The following is a 16,510-nucleotide window of genomic DNA, read 5'->3' as shown; positions in this document are numbered from 1 at the left end:
CGGCTTACCTTCGGAGTGACGGCCCATGCTGACCAATTTGCAGACTCGCGATGTCGAGACGCTTATCCACCCCTACACGAATCTCGTGGCGATCCGCGAGACCGGGCCGCTCATCCTGGAGCGCGGACAAGGCGTCTGGGTCCACGATGTCGACGGCAAGCCCTATCTCGAAGGCATGGCCGGCCTGTGGTGCACCGCGCTGGGCTATGGCAATGAAGAGCTGGTCGAGGCCGCATCCACCCAGATGCGCAAGCTGCCCTTCACCCATATTTTCGGCGGCAAGAGCCACGATCCGGCGATCGAGCTCGCCGAGAAGCTGAAGGAGATGGCCCCGGTGCCGATCTCCAAGGTGTTCTTCACCTGCTCGGGCTCGGAGGCCAACGACACCCAGATGAAGCTCGTCTGGTACATGAACAATGCGCTGGGCCGGCCGAACAAGAAGAAGATCATCGCCCGCATGCGCGGCTATCACGGCGTGACCATCGCCTCGGCCTCGCTGACCGGCCTCGCCGGCAATCACAACAGCTTCGACCTGCCGATCGCGGGCATTCGCCACACCACCTCGCCGCACCATTACCGCCTCGCCGAGCCCGGCGAGACCGAGGAGGATTTCGCCACCCGCCTCGCCGCCGATCTGGAAGCGCTGATCCTCGCGGAAGGGCCGGAGACGGTCGCCGCCTTCATCGCCGAGCCGGTGATGGGCGCGGGCGGCGTGATCGTGCCGCCGAAGAGCTATTATCCCAAGATTCAGGACGTGCTGAAGAAGTACGACGTGTTCTTCATCGGCGACGAGGTCATCACCGGTTTCGGCCGGCTCGGCACCGCCTTCGGCTCGGAAGCCATGGAGATGAAGCCGGATTCGATGTCGGTCGCCAAGGCGCTGTCCTCGGCCTACCAGCCGATCGGCGCGGTGATGATCCCGGAAGCGATGTATCAGGCCGTCGCCAGCGAAAGCGCCGAGCGCGGCAATTTCGGCCACGGCTTCACCTATTCCGGCCATCCGGTGGCGGCGGCGGTGGCGCTGAAGACGCTGGAAATCTACGAGCGCGAGAACATCTTCGAGCGCGTACGCGCCAAGATCCCGCAGTTCGAGGCCCGCTGCGCGGCGCTGGAGGATCATCCGCTGGTGGGCGAGGCACGCCGCAAGGGGCTGGTCGCCGGCATCGAGATCGTGGCCGACAAGAAGACCAAGCGCCAGTTCGACCCCAAGCTGGGTCTTGCCGCCAAGGTGGTCGCCTTCGCGCAGGCCGAGGGGTTGATCGTGCGCAACGTGTTCGGCGATGCGGTGACGATCTGCCCGCCGCTGGTGATTTCGCCGGCCGAGATCGACGAATTGTTCGACCGCCTCACCCGCGCGCTCGACCGCACGCTGGACTGGGCGACCCAGCAGAACCTGCTGGCGGCCTGAGCCCGCTGCCGGCGCACGCCCGGCCCGGCCTGCGGGCCGGCCGGGAGGGAGCCTGCGGCGAGCGGCACCGAGCGTTTCGGACAAACAAAAAGGGCGCTGCCGAGGCAGCGCCCTTTTTTCATTGTCAGGTGCGAGCCGCGCGGCTCAGAGCACCACGACCTCGGCGCCCTGCGGCACGCGGGAATACAGGTCGATCACGTCCTCGTTCAGCATGCGGATGCAGCCGGAGGAAATCGCCTGACCGATATATTCCGGCTGGTTGGTGCCGTGAATGCGGAACAGCGTGTCCTTGTTGCCCTGGTAGAGATAGAGCGCGCGCGCACCCATCGGGTTATGCGGGCCGGGACCGACGAAATTCGGCACGCCGGCGATGCGCTGCTTGATCTCGGGGGTGGGGGTCCAGGTGGGCCATTCCGCCTTGCGGCCGACCTTGGCCTCGCCGCGGAACGCCAGACCCTCTTCGCCGACGGTAACACCGTAGCGGATGGCCTTGCCGTTGCCCTCGACCAGATAGAGATACTTCTTGTCGGTATCGACGACGATGGTGCCCGGCTTCTGCGTGCCGGCGTAATCGACGATGGAGCGCTGGTAGATCTCCAGCGGCTGCACCTTCTGATACGGCGCGTTAGCAAGCAGCTTCTTGTCGCGGGGAGTCAAAGAAGCCTCAGGGGCCGGCGCACGCTGCACATTGCTGCACGCCCCAAGTAAAAGCGCCAGGACGACCGCCCCAACCCCGCGAAAACGCATTTTTGATTCTCCGAATCATATCCGGCGCTGCCGAAGACGGCCGCCGCTGTCCCTGTTCGATTAACTGAACTGAGGTCTGTCTTGAAGGGGCCACATCGTCGCCACGTGTTTGTCGCTCCAAGATGTTGCCAAAAAACATCAGCCGTAAGGGAAGCAGCAAAAGTATAGCCGGCTTTTTGGAAACGGTCTTATCGGCGCGCCGAATATTGCATATTTTTGACGCAGTTGCCGCCCAATTCATCAATTGCCCCCTCATGGCGGCACGAAACGGGAGTAAAGGACATGTCTACCGAGGAGTCCGGGGAGATCGAGCCCCGTAGCGAGCGCTGGGAGCGCGCGCAACAGAGCGTGCACTGGCGTGAGATCGGCATTTCCGCGGTGGCCGCTGCCGCCCGCTATGCCGCCAACAAGACCGTTGCGACGACCCCGCCGCCGGCCGTGCCGACCCTGAACGTGGACGACACCCCGCCCAAGGTCGTAACCCTTCGGGACATCGAATTCTTCGCGGCCTGAGCCGGCGATCCCCGCCCCGCAGGCGGAGCACCCCCCAGACAAGCGATCGTGCCGAGCGGCGTCCCACAGGACGGCGTGAGCCTCGCTGCGGCCGGATGGCGCGGCGGCTTCCAGCCGCGCCTCATTCGGCGTTAACCGGTGCCCGCGCATTGTCGCACAGGCGCCGGCGGCGCGCCGATGTGGCGCCCCGCGGACGAAAGAGGTGCGGATGATCACGGCCTATTGCCCGCGCGGCGGCGCGCTCCAGCGCGTCAGCCTCACCCCGGACAGCGCGCTGCCCGACGACGCGGTGTGGATCGACCTGTTCGAGCCTACCCCCGACGAGGACCAGCGCGTCGAGGCGGCGCTCGGCATCGCCATCCCGACGCGTGAGGAAATGGTGGAGATCGAGCCGTCGAGCCGCCTGCGCGTCGAGGGCGGGGCGAGCTACATGACCGGCTCCGTCGTCTGCAACAGCGAAACCGAGCACCCGCGCCTGTCGGAGGTGAGTTTCATCCTGTCCGGCGGCCGGCTGACGACGGTGCGCTACGCCCAGTCGCGCCCGTTCAGCATGACCGAAAGCCGGCTGGGCAAGTCATGCCCCCCGGGCTATTCCGGCGAACAGCTCATGCTGGAACTGCTCGACGCCATCGTCGATCGCGCCGCCGACATCATCGAGCGCCTCTCCGCCGAGATCGAGGGCGTTTCGCACCGGGTCTTCGAGCGCGACGAGGCCAGCGCCGGCGGCAGCCAGCGCTACCGCATCCTGCTGCGGATGATCGGCGCCCGCGCCACCCTGGCCTCGCAGGTGCGCGAGAGCCTCGTGTCCATGGGCCGGCTGGCCACCTTCCTCGCGGCAGAAAACGGCGTGCGCCATTTCTCGAAGGACCAGCGGGTCATGATCAAGAGCCAGCAGCGCGACATCGCCTCGCTCAACAATCATGTGAGCTATCTCGGCGACAAGGTGACGTTCCTGCTCGACGCCACGCTCGGCATGGTGTCGATCGAGCAGAACAACATCATCAAGATCTTCGCCGTGCTCTCCGTGGTGCTGATGCCGCCGACCCTGATCGCCTCGATCTACGGCATGAACTTCGAGCACATGCCGGAGCTGGACGAACGGTGGGGCTATCCGGCCGCGCTGGTCGCGATGATGGTGGCGGCGATCGTCCCCTACCTGCTGTTCAAGTGGAAGCGCTGGCTCTGAGCGCCCCGGTGCGCTCAGACGTGCTGGCCCCCATTGATGTGGATCTCGGCGCCGTTCAGGTAGGATGAGGTCTCGGTGCACAGCACATAGATGATCTTGGCCACCTCGTCGGGCGTGCCGAGGCGCTGCATCGGGATCTGCTCCACGATCTTCTCCGTGCCCGGAGACAGGATCGAGGTGTCGATCTCGCCCGGCGCGATCGCATTGACCCGGACGCCGAGCGGGCCGAAATCCGCCGCCATTTCGCGCGTCAGCCCGGCCAGGGCCGCCTTTGACGTGGCATAGGCCGCCCCGGCGAAGGGATGCACGCGCGAGCCGGCGATCGAGGTCACGTTGACCACCGCGCCATGGGTGCGGCGCAATTCCTCCAGCAGACCGCGCGCCAGCAGCACCGGCGCGAAGAAGTTCACCTGGAACACGCGGTGCCAGGTTTCCTCGGGCGTGTCGATGGTGCCGAGACGCGCGCCGCCCGTGCCCTTGGGCGAGATGCCGGCATTGTTCACCAGCGCATGCAATTCGCCGTCCGGCAGGCGGCTCTTGATTTCCTCGACCGCGCGCATCGTGTCGGCCGAGTCGGAAAGGTCGACCTGAATATGGTCTTCCGGCCCCATCTCCCAGGGGCAGTTCTCGGGAAAGGCGTGGCGCGAGCAGGTGATGACGCGCCAGCCGGCGGCGGAGAACCGCTTGACGGTGGCGTGCCCGATCCCGCGCGAGGCGCCGGTCAGCAGCATGATGCGGCGCGGCTGGTTTGAAGCCTTGGTCATGGTGTTCACTTCGCTCACGGGTAAAGGCGGGTCTTGGTCCAGGACGTGCCGTCGGGCTCGCGCCGGAACACGATGCGGTCATGCAGGCGGAACTGGCCGTCCTGCCAGAATTCGATCTGCACCGGGCGGATGCGGAATCCGGTCCAGAAGTCGGGGCGCGGCACGGTGCCGAACCCGAATTTCGCGGTATAGCTCGCCACCGCGGCCTCCAGCGCGAACCGCCCCTCCAGCGGGCGGGACTGCTGGCTGGCCCAGGCGCCGATCTGCGAGAGCCGCGGGCGCGTGGCGTAATAGGCGTCGGCCTCGGCATCGGTGACCTGTTCGATCGGACCGCGCACCCGTACCTGCCGGCGCAGCGACTTCCAGTGGAACACCACGGCCGCCTTGGGATTGGCCGTCAGTTCCTGGCCCTTGGCGCTGCCGACATTGGTGAAGAACACGAATCCGCGCTCGTCGCGCGCATTCAGCAGCACCATGCGGACATCGGGAAGACCATCGGCGTCGACGGTGGCCAGCGCCATGGCGTTGGCATCGTTGATCTCACGCGCCTTCGCCTCGCCAAGCCATTCCTCGAACAGCCGGAACGGTTCTGAGGCGGCGGTAAAATCACCGGATCTTAACTCTTCCTGCGCTTCCATGGCGACTTCTTCAGTGGCTGGACCACACCCATGTGCAATTCCCAAGGGCTGCGATCGACGACGGGGGCGGGCGGTGCGACGCACACGTCCCCATATAAGCCCGCATCGCGGCAAACGCCATTGGCGCTCGCGGCGCTCGGCCTTGGCCTTTTGGCGGCCGGCTGCTCGGCGGCGCCGCCGCTGGACGTGGTGACCACCGGCTCGATTTCCACGGACCGCGCCGCTGCCTATGAGAGCGAGCCGGTGCCGGCGGGCGTGGCCCCCGACGACTGGACCGCCGCGCGCGTCGCCCTCGCCGAAGCGTTCCGGGATGAATCGACCGCGCCGAGCGTGCCATGGGAGAATCTGTCCACCGCCACGCGCGGCACCGTGACCCCGCTCGGCCCGACCCAGGCCAAGGCCGGAGGCTGCCGCGAATTCCTGATGAGCTTCGTGCGCAGTTCCGAAGCGAACTGGCTGCAGGGCGAGGTCTGCCGCACCGAGCGCGGCTGGTGGCGGGTGAAGGAAGCCCGGCTGCTCGAGCGCAGCTGAAAATGCGCAGGGGCGACGCGATGAACCGCCCGGCGACCGTTGCATCCGCGCAACACCCTTCCCACATGAGGCGCGTGAGCCCGGAACCGCCGGACGAGATGTCGAAACATGCGTGACCCTTATGAAATTCTCGGCGTTCAGCGAGGCGCCGACCCGGCCGAAATCAAGCGCGCGTATCGCAAGCTTGCGAAGAAGCTGCACCCGGACGCCAATAAGGACGATCCGAAGGCGCAGGAGAAATTCGCCGAGCTGAACGGAGCGCACGAGATCCTGTCCGATCCCGAAAAGCGCGGCCAGTTCGATCGCGGCGAGATCGACGGCGAGGGCAAGCCGCGCGGTTTCGAGGGCTATCCCGGCGGCGGATTCGGCGGGCAGGGCGGCGGCTTCGGGCGCGGCGGCTTCCGCCATGCCGGCGACGAGAGCATTTTCGAGAGCTTCTCCTTCGGCCCGGAGGGCATGCGTCGATCGGGCCACGGCCCGCATGATGCCGGCGGGTTTGACGACGTGATTTCCGACATTCTCGGTGGCCTTGGCGGCGGGCGCAGCCGCGGGCGTGCCCGGGGCCAGACCCCGCGCGGCGCCGATATCGAGATGTCCGTCCCGGTGCCGCTCGACAAGGTGGTCGAGGGCGGGCCGGTGACGGTGGCGCTGCCCAGCGGGCGCGTGGTGGAGGTGAAGATCCCCGCCGGCGTCGCGGAAGGCCACCGCATGCGGCTCAAGGGGCAGGGTGAGCCCAGCGCCTTCGGCGGCGCCCCGGGCGATGCCTATGTGATTGTCGCCTATGCCCCGCACCGCGATTTCCGCGTCGAGGGCAACGACCTCCGATCCGATGTCGGGCTGCCGCTGGCGACCGCCGTCACGGGCGGCAAGCTTCGCGTGCCCACCCTTGGGGGCTCGGTCGAGCTCACCGTGCCGGCCTGGACCAATTCCGGCCGCACCTTCCGTCTGCGCGGCAAAGGGCTACCCAAGGCCGAAGGCGGCCATGGCGATCTGCTCGCGACCGTTCGCATCCTGCTTCCCGAGACGCCGGACGCGGAGCTGGAGGCCCTGATGCGGAAGCGGCAGGAGCCCGGCGCGTGACAAGCGCCGCGACACTGACATCTTCCGTGATCCCGCAATGCACGCCGCTCGCTTGAGAGGTTCATGCCACTGTGCGATAGGAACCTTTGACCGCCGTCGAGGCGGCGATTGTGACGGAGCTTGAGGTTGGGTCAGGGCATGACAGCGGGCGGATTGATGAATGGCAAGCGCGGCTTGGTGATGGGAGTGGCCAATAACCGCTCCATCGCCTGGGGCATTGCCAAGGCTGTCCGCGCGCAGGGGGCGGAGCTCGCCTTCACCTATCAGGGCGAACCGCTCAGGAAGCGGGTCGAGCCGCTGGCCAACGAGTTGGATGCCAAGATCGTCGGCCATTGCGACGTGACCGATCCGGCAACCATCGACGCGGTGTTCGCCGAGACCGAGCGCCAGCTCGGCGGGCTGGACTTTCTGGTCCATGCCATCGCCTTCTCGGACAAGAACGAGCTCGACGGGCGCTATGTCGACACCACGGCGGACAATTTCAGCAAGACCATGCTGATCTCCTGCTACAGCTTCACCGCCGTCGCCCAGCGCGCCGAGAAGCTGATGACCAATGGCGGCTCGATGCTGACGCTGACCTATTACGGCGCCGAGAAGTGGATGCCGCACTACAACGTCATGGGCGTCGCCAAGGCCGCGCTGGAGGCGAGCGTGCGCTACATGGCGGCCGACCTCGGCCCGAAGAACATCCGCGTCAACGCCATTTCCGCCGGCCCGATCAAGACGCTGGCCGCCTCCGGCATCGGCGATTTCCGCTACATCCTGAAGTGGAACGAGCTCAATGCGCCGTTGCGCCGGACCGTGACCATCGACGAGGTGGGCAATACCGGCATGTATCTGCTGTCCGATCTCGGCCAGGCGGTCACCGGCGAAATCCACCATGTCGATGCCGGCTACCACATCGTCGGGATGAAGAACCCCGACGCCCCCGACCTGACGCTGGAACGCGACTGACGTCCCGCGGGTCCTGCCCGAATTGAGCGGAGTATCGTGCCGATGACCAAGCTTGCGGGTTTCCTGTCGAGACGCCTTCCGGTCGCCGCCCTGGCCGCCGCCGCCCTGCTTGCCGGCGTGGCCGGCCCGGCCGGCGCGCAGGTGCCCGCGATCACCATCGGGCCGCCTCCGGGCAGCGGACTGCCCGGCAACACCACGCCCGGCAGTCCGGACCAGGATAGCGGCACGCCGCCGAGCTTCCAGCAATATTCGATCTGGAACCGTTTGTTCGGCACGGGCGGCGCGGTGTTCCCCGGCTATGTCAGCCCGCCCACCAACAACCGGCGCGGCAATGCCTCCTATATGACCGGCGGCGGCGTCGGCCGGCTGGTGTTCGCGGCCGGCTCGGTCGACCGGCTGTGCCAATGGGGCCAGGTGCCGACGCTTCAGGTGCTGTCCCCGCCGCCCGGCGTGACCTTCACCACCGACATCGGTAATTTCACGGCCACCGGCATCAATGCCGGCACCACGCAATGCGTCGGCCGCCATGTGCGCGGCGCGCGGCTGTTCACGTCCGGCCCGGTTCCCGCGGGCGTCGGGAGCGTGCGGGTGCGTGTCTCCTATCCGCCGCCGGGCCGGTCCTACACCCAAACCGTGGCCATTCCGACCCGATGACCACGCGCCGTATTTTCCTGGTCCGCCATGGTGAAACCGACTGGAACCTCGCCGGCCGCCTTCAGGGCGGGCAGGATATTCCGCTCAACGACCTCGGACGCGAACAGGCGGCCGACACCGCGCGGGTGATCGACCGCCTGAGCAGGGGCGCGCTGCCGCTGCTTTATGTGGCGAGCCCGCTCTCGCGCGCCGCGCAGACCATGCAGATCCTGCGCGCCGAACTCGGCCTGCCGCCGGACGATTTCCGTCGCGAGCCCCGGCTCCAGGAAATCAATTTCGGCCGCTGGGAAGGCCATAGCTGGTCGGAACTGCGCCGCCGCGATCCGGTCACGCTGGCGCTGCGCGATGCCGACCCGTGGAACTACATCCCCCCCGGCGGCGAAAGCTACGTCATGCTGTGCGAGCGGGTGAAGGCGGCGCTGGGCAGTCTCGACCAGGACGCGGTGGTGGTCAGCCATGGCGGCGTGGTGCGGGCCGTTCTCCATATGCTCGCCGGCATGCCGCCGAAAGAGGCGGTGGAACTGCCGGTGCGCCAGGGCGCGGTCTACCTGATCGAGAATGGGGCTTTCGAGCTCACCATGGCCTGAAGACGAACGGCTGCGCGGCCGGGACGAGGATTATGCGACGATGGCTGACCGACTGATCGAAGCCGCGCAGGCTGAGAATTCCCGCCCCATCTGGTGCGTGACCCCGCAGAACTGGCGTGCGGCGGCACCGGATCTGCCCGCCTCCGCCATGGCCTTCGCCGAGGCGTCGGGCTTCCGCGCCGAGCCGGGTGGGCTCATCGTGCTGCCGGGCCCGGACGGCGCCATTGCCGGCGTGCTGTTCGGTGTGGAGGACGCCCCGCGCGATCCGCTCGTCTTCGGAAAGCTGGCCACCTCCTTGCCGGCCGGCGACTATCACCTCGCCTTGCCGCCGGCAAATCCGCGCCTCGCCGTGCTGGGCTTCCTGCTCGGAACCTATCGCTTCGAGCGCTACCGCGTGCGCTCGGGCAACCGGCCGCGCCTCGTGGTGCCGGCCGGCGTCGATGCCGAGGACCTGGCCCGCATCGCCGACGCGGTGGCGCTGGCGCGCGACCTGATCAACACGCCGGCCAACGATCTCGGCCCGGCGGAAATCGAGCACGCCGTGCGTGCGCTCGCCGCCCGGCATGGGGCCGATGTCGCGGTGACCGTCGGCGACGACCTGCTCGCCGCCAATTTCCCACTGATTCATGCCGTGGGCCGCGCCAGCCCGCGCGCGCCGCGCCTGATCGATATGAGCTGGGGCGACCCGGCGGCGCCGAAGGTGACGCTGGTCGGCAAGGGGGTCGCCTTCGACACGGGCGGGCTCGACATCAAGCCACCCAGCGGCATGCTGATCATGAAGAAGGACATGGGCGGGGCGGCCAATGCCATCGCGCTCGCCGAGATGGTCATGGCGCGCGCGCTGCCGGTGCGGCTGCGGTTGATCATTCCCGCCGTCGAGAACGCGATCGATGGCACCGCCTTCCGTCCCGGCGATATTTTCCCCTCCCGCAAGGGACTCACCGTCGAGATCGGCAATACCGATGCCGAGGGCCGTCTTATCCTTGCCGACGCGCTGGCGCTGGCCGACGAGGAGGCGCCCGAACTGCTGGTCGACTTCGCCACGCTGACCGGCGCCGCGCGCGTGGCGCTCGGCCCACAATTGCCGCCGGCCTTCACCGACGACGAGACGCTCGCCGCCGACCTTGCCCGCCACGCGGCGGCCGAGTCCGACCCGCTGTGGCGCCTGCCGCTGTGGCAGCCCTATATGTCGATGCTCGACAGCCCGATCGCCGATCTCAACAACGCACCCGGCTCGGGCTTCGCCGGCGCCGTCACCGCCGCGCTGTTCCTGCAGCGCTTCGTGACGCGGGCGACATCGTGGCTGCATCTCGACGTCTATGGCTGGAACCCGTCCTCGCGCCCGGCGCGGCCGGAAGGCGGCGAGGCCCAGACCATCCGCGCGCTCGACGCGCTGCTCGCGGAACGCTACGGCTGAACGGGCCGCCCGCTCGCCGCAGTGCGTGCGTTAACCATTTTGTAGCCCGGGTGCGGTCATAGTCGGACCAATTCGTCACCGTAACGATTACGGCTCCAACCGGGTGCGGGCCCATGGCCGTCGAGATGCGCGCGTCACAGGCGTTGCGGCTGCTTCACGAGCTGTCGCTCGCGCAGGTGCGCGACGACGCGCCCGACCTGTCGCCGCGCCAGCTCGCCATCCTGCTCAGCGTCTATCTGGAGGCGCCGCCGCACACGGTGCGTGGGCTCGCCGCCCGGCTCGGCGTGACCAAGCCGGTGATCACCCGCGCGCTCGACACGATGGGCCAGCTCGGGCTGGTCTCGCGCCGGCGCGACGAAGCGGACCGGCGAAATGTCATCATTCAGCGTACGGTGGAAGGCGCGCTCTATCTGGAGCGGCTCGGCGATCTCGTGGTCGCCACCGCCCGCAGCCTGCCCCGGTGAGACACCGTCATGACGCCTGATCCCCGCCTGACGCCCGCCCGCCCGGACCTTGCCGCGGCGCATCTGAAAGGCGCGGTCGAGGCCGAGCGCTTCGTCGAGGGGGGGCGCCACCGCGTGGTGCGCGCCGCGGCCCCGGTGACGCGCGAGCCGTCGCCGGACGCGCCGCTCACCACGCAGGTGCTGCATGGCGAGACGGTGATGGTTTACGAGACCACGGTGGAGGGCTGGGCCTGGGGCCAGATCGAGGCCGACGGCTATGTCGGCTGGCTGCCGGCCGAGGCTCTGGGGCCGGCCTCCGCCACGCCGACTCATAAGGTCGCGGCGCTGCGCGCCCCGGTCTTTCCCGGCCCGAGTATCAAGCTGCCCCCGCGCGAACTGCTGTCCTTCGCGAGCCGCGTCACCGTCGTGCGCACTGAGGGCAAGTTCCTCGTCACCGACGATGGCGGCTTCCTCTTCGCCCGCCATCTGGTGCCGGTCGAGGCGCGCGAGGACGATTATGTCGAGGTGGCCTCGCGCTTCCTCGGCGCCGCCTATCTGTGGGGCGGGCGCTCCAGCCTCGGGCTGGACTGCTCCGGACTGGTGCAGGTCGCGCTGCAGGCGACGGGCATCGCCTGCCCGCGCGACAGCGACATGCAGGAAAAGGCGCTCGGCACGGCGCTCGACTTTGCCGGCGACATCACGCGGCTGCGGCGTGGCGACCTGGTGTTCTGGCCCGGCCATGTCGCCATCATCGAGGATGGCGGTACGCTCTTGCATGCAACCGCGCATTTCATGTCGGTGGTGCGCGAGCCGCTGCGCTCGGCGCTGGTGCGCATCGAGGCGACCAGCGCGCCGGTGCGCAGCATCCGCCGGCTGGGCTGAGCGCCCCTTAGCGATTCTCGGCCGCGAAGGCCGCCATCTTCGCCCGGTTCAGGGCCACCCATTGCAGCGCGGTGCGCACGAACACGTTGATGAACGGCCCCGGCGGCGGCGCGTCGAGCAGGGCCAGCGCCTCGTCTACGGGCACGGTGAAGGGGCGGGTATATTCGGCTTCGCTAGGCTCCCCGGCTTCGCTCGGGAGCGCGGTGGAATCGATGAGGGCGAGGAACAGCGTGACATATTCGTCGGTCACGCCCGGCGAGGGCATGAACGCCATGATCGGGGTGAGCGCCTGCGCCGGCACGCCGATTTCTTCCACGCATTCGCGCGCGGCGGCGTGTTCCGCACTCTCGCCCGGCTCAACGCGGCCGGCGACCAGCTCGACCAATTCGCCCTTCCCGGTGGCGAGATGGCCGGCGACGCGAAACTGGTGGATCAGCACCAGGCACTCCGCTGCCGGATCATAGCCGAGCGCGGCGATGCAGGGGCCGACGCGCAAGATGTCGCGCGGCTGCACCAGCGGCGCGCCGCCGGCCCCGACCAGCGTCGCCACCACGCGGTGATAGGGCCGGAAGCCGTCGCCCTCGATGTTCGTGATTGGCGACAACTCGACCGGCACCGCCAGATCGCGCAGCGGGCTCTCGGGCCGGGAGGATGCGGCATCGGTCATCGGGTCACTCCGGGGCCACGGCGCCCTCGGCCGTATCGAGATCGAAGGCGGCCGCGAACAAGGCGCGGGTATAGTCGGTCTTCGGCTGCGCGAACATCTGCGCCGCCGGGCCTTCCTCGACCATGACCCCACCCTTCATCACCATCAGCCGCGATGCCAGCGCGGCGACCACGCGCAAATCATGGCTGATGAACAGATAGGTGAGGCCACGCCGCTGCTGGAGATCGCGCAGCAGATCGACGATTTGCGCCTGCACGATCATGTCCAGCGCGCTGGTCGGCTCGTCCAGCACGAGGAAGGAGGGCTCCAGCACGATGGCGCGGGCAATGGCGACGCGCTGGCGCTGGCCGCCGGAAAATTCGTGCGGGTAGCGGTGACGTGCCTCAGGCTCCAGCCCGACATCGGTCAGCGCGGCGACCACCTTGGCGTCGCGCTCGGCTTCAGAGAGCGCCGGCTGGTGCACCAGCAGCCCCTCGCCGATGATGTCGGCCACCGACATGCGCGGGGAGAGCGAGCCGAACGGGTCCTGGAACACGATCTGCATCCGGTGGCGGTGCTGGCGCATCTCCTTGAAGCCGAGCGTGTCGACGCTCTGGCCGAGGAACACGATCGGCCCCTCGCTGGAGATGAGGCGCAGCAGAGCGAGGCCGAGCGTGGTCTTGCCCGATCCGCTCTCGCCGACCACGCCAAGCGTCTCGCCCTGGCGGATCTCCACGCTCACCCCGTCGACCGCCTTGATGTGCCCGACGGTCTTGCGCATCAGCCCCGCCTTGATCGGGAACCAGACCTTCAGGTCGCGTGCCTGCAGCACCACCGGCGCTTCCGGATGCGGGGCGGCCGGGTTGCCCTTGGGCTGGGCGGCGATCAGTTCGCGCGTATAGGAATGCTGCGGGCTGGCGAAGATCTCCGCCACCGGCGCGGCCTCGACGATGCGCCCATGGTTCATCACGCACACATGGTCCGCGATCTTGCGCACGATGCCGAGGTCATGGGTGATGAACAGGATGGCCATGCCGAGCCGAGCCTGGAGTTCCTTGAGCAGCGCGAGGATCTGCGCCTGCACCGTCACGTCGAGCGCGGTGGTGGGCTCGTCGGCGATCAGCAGTTGCGGCTCATTGGCCAGCGCCATGGCGATCATCACACGCTGGCGCTGGCCGCCGGAAAGCTGGTGCGGATAGGAGCCGAGCCGGCTCTCGGGATTGGGAATGCCGACCTCGGTGAGCAGCTCGATCACCCGTGCCCGCGCGGCCTGACCCCGCGTGCCGCGATGCAGGCCGAGGATTTCGGCGATCTGCTGCTCGACCGTGTGCAGCGGGTTCAGCGAGCTCATCGGCTCCTGGAACACCATGGTGATGTCGTTGCCGCGCACCTTGCGGATCTGCCGCTCGTCCATGGCGAGCAGGTCCTCGCCCTTGAACAGGATGCGCCCGGAGGGATGCGAGGCTGCAGGATATTGCAGCAGCTTCAGGATGGACAGCGCGGTGACCGACTTGCCGGACCCGCTCTCGCCGACCAGCGCCAGCGTCTGCCCGCGCTTCAACTCGAACGAGACATGATCCACCGCGAGCGTGACGCGTTCGCCTTGCGTGAAGGCGACGGAGAGGTCCTGGACGGAGAGGAGAGGGGTGTCGGTCACGTAAAGGTCTTCCGCGGGTCGAAGGCGTCGCGCACCGCTTCGCCGATGAAGATCAGCAGGCTCAGCATGAAGGCGACAGTGAAGAAGCCGGTGAGGCCGAGCCAGGGCGCCTGCACATTGGCCTTGCCCTGCGCCAGCAATTCGCCGAGCGAGGGCGAGCCGGGCGGCAGGCCGAAGCCGAGGAAGTCCAGCGCGGTGAGCGTCATCACCGAGGAGGAGACGATGAAGGGCAGCATGGTCAGCGTCGCCACCATCGCGTTGGGCAGCATGTGCCGCCACATGATCACGCCGTTGGAGACGCCGAGCGCGCGGGCGGCCTGCACATATTCGAAATTGCGCGCCCGCAGGAATTCGGCGCGCACCAGCCCGACCAGCGCCACCCAGGAGAACAGCAGCAATATGCCGAGCAGCACCCAGAACGAGGGAGCGAGGATCGAGGAGATGATCAGCAGCAGGTAGAGCGCGGGGATTGCGGTCCAGATTTCGATGAAGCGCTGGAAGATCAGGTCGGTCCAGCCGCCGTAATAGCCCTGGATGGCGCCGGCCAGCACGCCGATGATCGAGGAGATCACGGTCAGCGTCAGGCCAAACAGCACCGAGATGCGGAAGCCGTAGATCAGCCGGGCCAGCACGTCGCGGCCCTGGTCGTCGGTGCCGAGCCAGTTCCACTCCAGCGCCGCGCAGCCGCGCGCCGCGCCTTCCGCCCCGTGCAGCCGCTCCGCCACCGGGCGGCATTGCTCGTCGGACAGCATCCAGGTCGGCGGGGAGGGGGCGGGGGTCGGCAGGTCGAGATTGTGGGTCGAGTAGCTGTAGCGGATCGGCGGCCAGACGATCCAGCCGCCCTTGTCCTCGATCAGCTTCTTCAGATAGGGGTCGCGATAATCCGCCTCGGTCTCGAAATCGCCGCCGAATGTGGTCTCGGGATAGGCCTTCACCGCCGGGAAATAATAGGCGCCGTCATAGGCGACGAGGAACGGCTTGTCGTTGGCGATGAACTCGGCGCCAAGGCTGGCGAGGAACAGCACCGAGAAGATCCAGAAGCTCCACCAGCCGCGCCGGTTGCGCTTGAAATTGGCGAGCCGGCGCCGGTTGATCGGCGAGATGCGCGCGCCGGGGGCGAGCACGCTGGTGCTGGCGGCGGGGGCAGCGGGAGCGGACGCCATGTCAGACATCCCGCGTCTCGAAGTCGATGCGCGGATCGACCCAGGTATAGGTGAGATCGGAGATGAGGTTCACCACGAGGCCGACCAGAGAGAAGATGTAGAGATTGGCGAACACCACGGGATAGTCGCGGTTGAGCACGCTCTCGAAGCCGAGCAGGCCGAGCCCGTCCAGCGAGAAGATGGTCTCGATCAGCAGCGAGCCGGAGAAGAAGGCGGCGACAAACGCGCCGGGAAAGCCGGCGATGATGATCAGCATCGCGTTGCGGAACACATGGCGATACAGCACCGCCCGCTCGGATAGCCCCTTCATCCGCGCGGTGACGACATATTGCTTGCGGATTTCGTCCAGGAACGAGTTCTTGGTCAAAAGCGCCATGGTGGCGAAGGCGCCCAGCACCATGGAGATGATCGGCAAGGCCAGATGCCAGAAATAATCGAGGATCTTCCCCGTGAGCGAGAGCTGGTCCCAATTGTCGGAGGTCAGGCCACGCAGCGGGAACCAGGAGAAGAATGAGCCGCCGGCGAACAGGATGATGAGCAGGATGGCGAACAGAAAGCTCGGGATCGCATAGCCCACGATGATCACCGCCGAGGTCCAGACATCGAAGCGCGAGCCGTCGCGCACGGCTTTGGCGATGCCGAGCGGGACCGAGATCGCGTAGGTGATCAGCATCATCCACAAGCCGAGCGAGATCGACACCGTCATCTTCTCGCCGATGAGGTCCAGCACCGAGATGTCGCGGAAATAGGAGCGCCCGAAATCGAAACGGGCGTAGTTCCACATCATCAGCGCGAAGCGCTCATAGGCCGGCTTGTCGAAGCCGAACTGCTTCTCCAGTTCCTTGATGAAGGCCGGGTCGAGGCCCTGCGCGCCGCGATATTTCGAGGAGGAGACATCGCCGCCGGAGCCGCCCTGCTGGGCCGCACCGAAATCGCCGCCGCCGCCGGTGATGCGCGCGGTGGCGTCGGTGCCCTCGCCGGTGATTTGGGCGATGACCCGTTCCACCGGCCCACCGGGCGCGAACTGCACCACGATGAAGGAGATGAGCATGATGCCGATGATGGTCGGGATCATCAGCGCGATGCGTCGGGCGATGTAGGCGAGCATGCGGGCGCGCTTCCCTGGGAAGTTCCCGGCCGGGTGGGGCTACCCGGCCGCCTGAAATCTCTCTGCTGCGCAGAGTTCGAGCGTGATTTTCAAAGTGGCGGGCGCGGGGGGCGCCGTCAACTTAACGTCCGT

18 protein-coding genes are annotated in these 16,510 nt (G+C 67.6%); 11 read left to right on the top strand and 7 right to left on the bottom strand.

Going from position 1 to position 16,510, the window contains the following annotated elements:
* The first annotated feature begins 25 nt into the window (after positions 1–25).
* Positions 26–1,408: an aminotransferase gene (locus tag MKI84_RS16960; RefSeq protein ID WP_241621425.1), complete on the top strand. Its 1,383-nt coding sequence runs from the start codon at positions 26–28 to the stop codon at positions 1,406–1,408.
* A 144-nt stretch (positions 1,409–1,552) separates the two neighbouring features.
* On the opposite strand, the gene MKI84_RS16955 is transcribed toward MKI84_RS16960, so the two are convergent.
* The gene (locus tag MKI84_RS16955) at positions 1,553–2,155 is read right to left on the bottom strand and encodes a L,D-transpeptidase (protein WP_241621424.1); all 603 of its coding nucleotides are present in this window, start codon (positions 2,153–2,155) and stop codon (positions 1,553–1,555) included.
* Positions 2,156–2,437: 282 nt separating this feature from the next.
* Here MKI84_RS16955 and MKI84_RS16950 point away from each other — a divergent pair, with 282 nt between their 5' ends.
* Both MKI84_RS16950 and MKI84_RS16945 read left to right on the top strand, forming a co-directional pair.
* Positions 2,438–2,668: a hypothetical protein gene (locus tag MKI84_RS16950; protein WP_241621423.1), complete on the top strand. Its 231-nt coding sequence runs from the start codon at positions 2,438–2,440 to the stop codon at positions 2,666–2,668.
* A gap of 208 nt (positions 2,669–2,876) precedes the next feature.
* Positions 2,877–3,854 (top strand): magnesium transporter CorA family protein, encoded by a 978-nt coding sequence (locus tag MKI84_RS16945; RefSeq protein ID WP_241621422.1) that lies wholly within the window; start codon positions 2,877–2,879, stop codon positions 3,852–3,854.
* A gap of 14 nt (positions 3,855–3,868) precedes the next feature.
* Here MKI84_RS16945 and MKI84_RS16940 read toward each other — a convergent pair whose 3' ends face one another.
* Positions 3,869–4,618, bottom strand: a complete 750-nt coding sequence (locus MKI84_RS16940; RefSeq protein ID WP_241621421.1) for an SDR family NAD(P)-dependent oxidoreductase — start codon at positions 4,616–4,618, stop codon at positions 3,869–3,871.
* Positions 4,619–4,632: 14 nt separating this feature from the next.
* A complete protein-coding gene (pdxH, locus tag MKI84_RS16935) occupies positions 4,633–5,256 on the bottom strand; it encodes a pyridoxamine 5'-phosphate oxidase (protein WP_241621420.1) in 624 nt (207 codons plus the stop codon).
* 120 nt (positions 5,257–5,376) lie between these two features.
* Here pdxH and MKI84_RS16930 point away from each other — a divergent pair, with 120 nt between their 5' ends.
* The 8 genes from MKI84_RS16930 to MKI84_RS16895 all read left to right on the top strand — a co-directional run bounded on the left by MKI84_RS16930 (position 5,377) and on the right by MKI84_RS16895 (position 11,804).
* Positions 5,377–5,787, top strand: a complete 411-nt coding sequence (locus MKI84_RS16930) for an RT0821/Lpp0805 family surface protein (protein ID WP_241621419.1) — start codon at positions 5,377–5,379, stop codon at positions 5,785–5,787.
* A 108-nt stretch (positions 5,788–5,895) separates the two neighbouring features.
* Entirely contained in the window at positions 5,896–6,867 is a 972-nt protein-coding gene (locus MKI84_RS16925; RefSeq protein ID WP_241621418.1) for a DnaJ C-terminal domain-containing protein, read from the top strand.
* Positions 6,868–7,005: 138 nt separating this feature from the next.
* Positions 7,006–7,821: an enoyl-ACP reductase FabI gene (gene fabI, locus MKI84_RS16920; RefSeq protein WP_241621417.1), complete on the top strand. Its 816-nt coding sequence runs from the start codon at positions 7,006–7,008 to the stop codon at positions 7,819–7,821.
* Positions 7,822–7,863: 42 nt separating this feature from the next.
* Positions 7,864–8,475, top strand: coding sequence for a hypothetical protein (locus MKI84_RS16915; protein WP_241621416.1), 612 nt, complete (start codon positions 7,864–7,866; stop codon positions 8,473–8,475).
* Positions 8,472–9,062, top strand: a complete 591-nt coding sequence (locus MKI84_RS16910; protein ID WP_241621415.1) for a histidine phosphatase family protein — start codon at positions 8,472–8,474, stop codon at positions 9,060–9,062. The genes MKI84_RS16915 and MKI84_RS16910 overlap by 4 nt, the downstream gene beginning before the upstream one ends.
* Positions 9,063–9,102: 40 nt before the next feature.
* The gene (locus tag MKI84_RS16905; RefSeq protein ID WP_241621414.1) at positions 9,103–10,479 is read left to right on the top strand and encodes a leucyl aminopeptidase family protein; all 1,377 of its coding nucleotides are present in this window, start codon (positions 9,103–9,105) and stop codon (positions 10,477–10,479) included.
* A gap of 113 nt (positions 10,480–10,592) precedes the next feature.
* On the top strand, positions 10,593–10,943 hold the full coding sequence (locus MKI84_RS16900) for a MarR family transcriptional regulator (protein ID WP_241621413.1): 351 nt from the start codon (positions 10,593–10,595) through the stop codon (positions 10,941–10,943).
* Between the two features lie 9 nt (positions 10,944–10,952).
* Positions 10,953–11,804 carry a C40 family peptidase gene (locus MKI84_RS16895; RefSeq protein WP_241621412.1) on the top strand — a complete coding sequence of 284 codons (852 nt, stop codon included), beginning with the start codon at positions 10,953–10,955 and terminating at the stop codon, positions 11,802–11,804.
* A 7-nt stretch (positions 11,805–11,811) separates the two neighbouring features.
* Here the strand turns inward: MKI84_RS16895 and MKI84_RS16890 are convergent, their stop codons facing one another.
* Genes MKI84_RS16890 through MKI84_RS16875 form a run of 4 tightly spaced genes read right to left on the bottom strand, consistent with a single transcriptional unit; the run spans position 11,812 to position 16,378 of the window.
* Positions 11,812–12,471, bottom strand: coding sequence for an NUDIX domain-containing protein (locus MKI84_RS16890; protein WP_241621411.1), 660 nt, complete (start codon positions 12,469–12,471; stop codon positions 11,812–11,814).
* A gap of 4 nt (positions 12,472–12,475) precedes the next feature.
* Positions 12,476–14,107 carry an ABC transporter ATP-binding protein gene (locus tag MKI84_RS16885; RefSeq protein WP_241621410.1) on the bottom strand — a complete coding sequence of 544 codons (1,632 nt, stop codon included), beginning with the start codon at positions 14,105–14,107 and terminating at the stop codon, positions 12,476–12,478.
* Positions 14,104–15,270, bottom strand: coding sequence for an ABC transporter permease (locus MKI84_RS16880; protein ID WP_241621409.1), 1,167 nt, complete (start codon positions 15,268–15,270; stop codon positions 14,104–14,106). Before MKI84_RS16880 ends, MKI84_RS16885 begins: the two co-directional genes overlap by 4 nt.
* 1 nt (position 15,271) lies before the next feature.
* Positions 15,272–16,378, bottom strand: coding sequence for a microcin C ABC transporter permease YejB (locus MKI84_RS16875; RefSeq protein WP_241621408.1), 1,107 nt, complete (start codon positions 16,376–16,378; stop codon positions 15,272–15,274).
* Between the last annotated feature and the right edge of the window lie 132 nt (positions 16,379–16,510).

The organism is Ancylobacter gelatini (assembly GCF_022601675.1).
Taxonomy (GTDB): Bacteria; Pseudomonadota; Alphaproteobacteria; order Rhizobiales; family Xanthobacteraceae; genus Ancylobacter; species Ancylobacter gelatini.
The sequence above is the reverse complement of the archived record's forward strand: the minus strand, read 5'-3'. Positions and strand labels throughout refer to the sequence as shown.

Excerpts from the sequence above, each read along its gene's own strand:
- MKI84_RS16960 (WP_241621425.1), top strand. The coding sequence starts at position 26 with ATGCTGACCAATTTGCAGACTCGCGATGTCGAGACGCTTATCCACCCC.
- MKI84_RS16955 (WP_241621424.1), bottom strand. The coding sequence starts at position 2,155 with ATGCGTTTTCGCGGGGTTGGGGCGGTCGTCCTGGCGCTTTTACTTGGG.
- MKI84_RS16950 (WP_241621423.1), top strand. The coding sequence starts at position 2,438 with ATGTCTACCGAGGAGTCCGGGGAGATCGAGCCCCGTAGCGAGCGCTGG.
- MKI84_RS16945 (WP_241621422.1), top strand. The coding sequence starts at position 2,877 with ATGATCACGGCCTATTGCCCGCGCGGCGGCGCGCTCCAGCGCGTCAGC.
- MKI84_RS16940 (WP_241621421.1), bottom strand. The coding sequence starts at position 4,618 with ATGACCAAGGCTTCAAACCAGCCGCGCCGCATCATGCTGCTGACCGGC.
- pdxH (WP_241621420.1), bottom strand. The coding sequence starts at position 5,256 with ATGGAAGCGCAGGAAGAGTTAAGATCCGGTGATTTTACCGCCGCCTCA.
- MKI84_RS16925 (WP_241621418.1), top strand. The coding sequence starts at position 5,896 with ATGCGTGACCCTTATGAAATTCTCGGCGTTCAGCGAGGCGCCGACCCG.
- fabI (WP_241621417.1), top strand. The coding sequence starts at position 7,006 with ATGACAGCGGGCGGATTGATGAATGGCAAGCGCGGCTTGGTGATGGGA.
- MKI84_RS16915 (WP_241621416.1), top strand. The coding sequence starts at position 7,864 with ATGACCAAGCTTGCGGGTTTCCTGTCGAGACGCCTTCCGGTCGCCGCC.
- MKI84_RS16910 (WP_241621415.1), top strand. The coding sequence starts at position 8,472 with ATGACCACGCGCCGTATTTTCCTGGTCCGCCATGGTGAAACCGACTGG.
- MKI84_RS16905 (WP_241621414.1), top strand. The coding sequence starts at position 9,103 with ATGGCTGACCGACTGATCGAAGCCGCGCAGGCTGAGAATTCCCGCCCC.
- MKI84_RS16900 (WP_241621413.1), top strand. The coding sequence starts at position 10,593 with ATGGCCGTCGAGATGCGCGCGTCACAGGCGTTGCGGCTGCTTCACGAG.
- MKI84_RS16895 (WP_241621412.1), top strand. The coding sequence starts at position 10,953 with ATGACGCCTGATCCCCGCCTGACGCCCGCCCGCCCGGACCTTGCCGCG.
- MKI84_RS16890 (WP_241621411.1), bottom strand. The coding sequence starts at position 12,471 with ATGACCGATGCCGCATCCTCCCGGCCCGAGAGCCCGCTGCGCGATCTG.
- MKI84_RS16880 (WP_241621409.1), bottom strand. The coding sequence starts at position 15,270 with ATGGCGTCCGCTCCCGCTGCCCCCGCCGCCAGCACCAGCGTGCTCGCC.
- MKI84_RS16875 (WP_241621408.1), bottom strand. The coding sequence starts at position 16,378 with ATGCTCGCCTACATCGCCCGACGCATCGCGCTGATGATCCCGACCATC.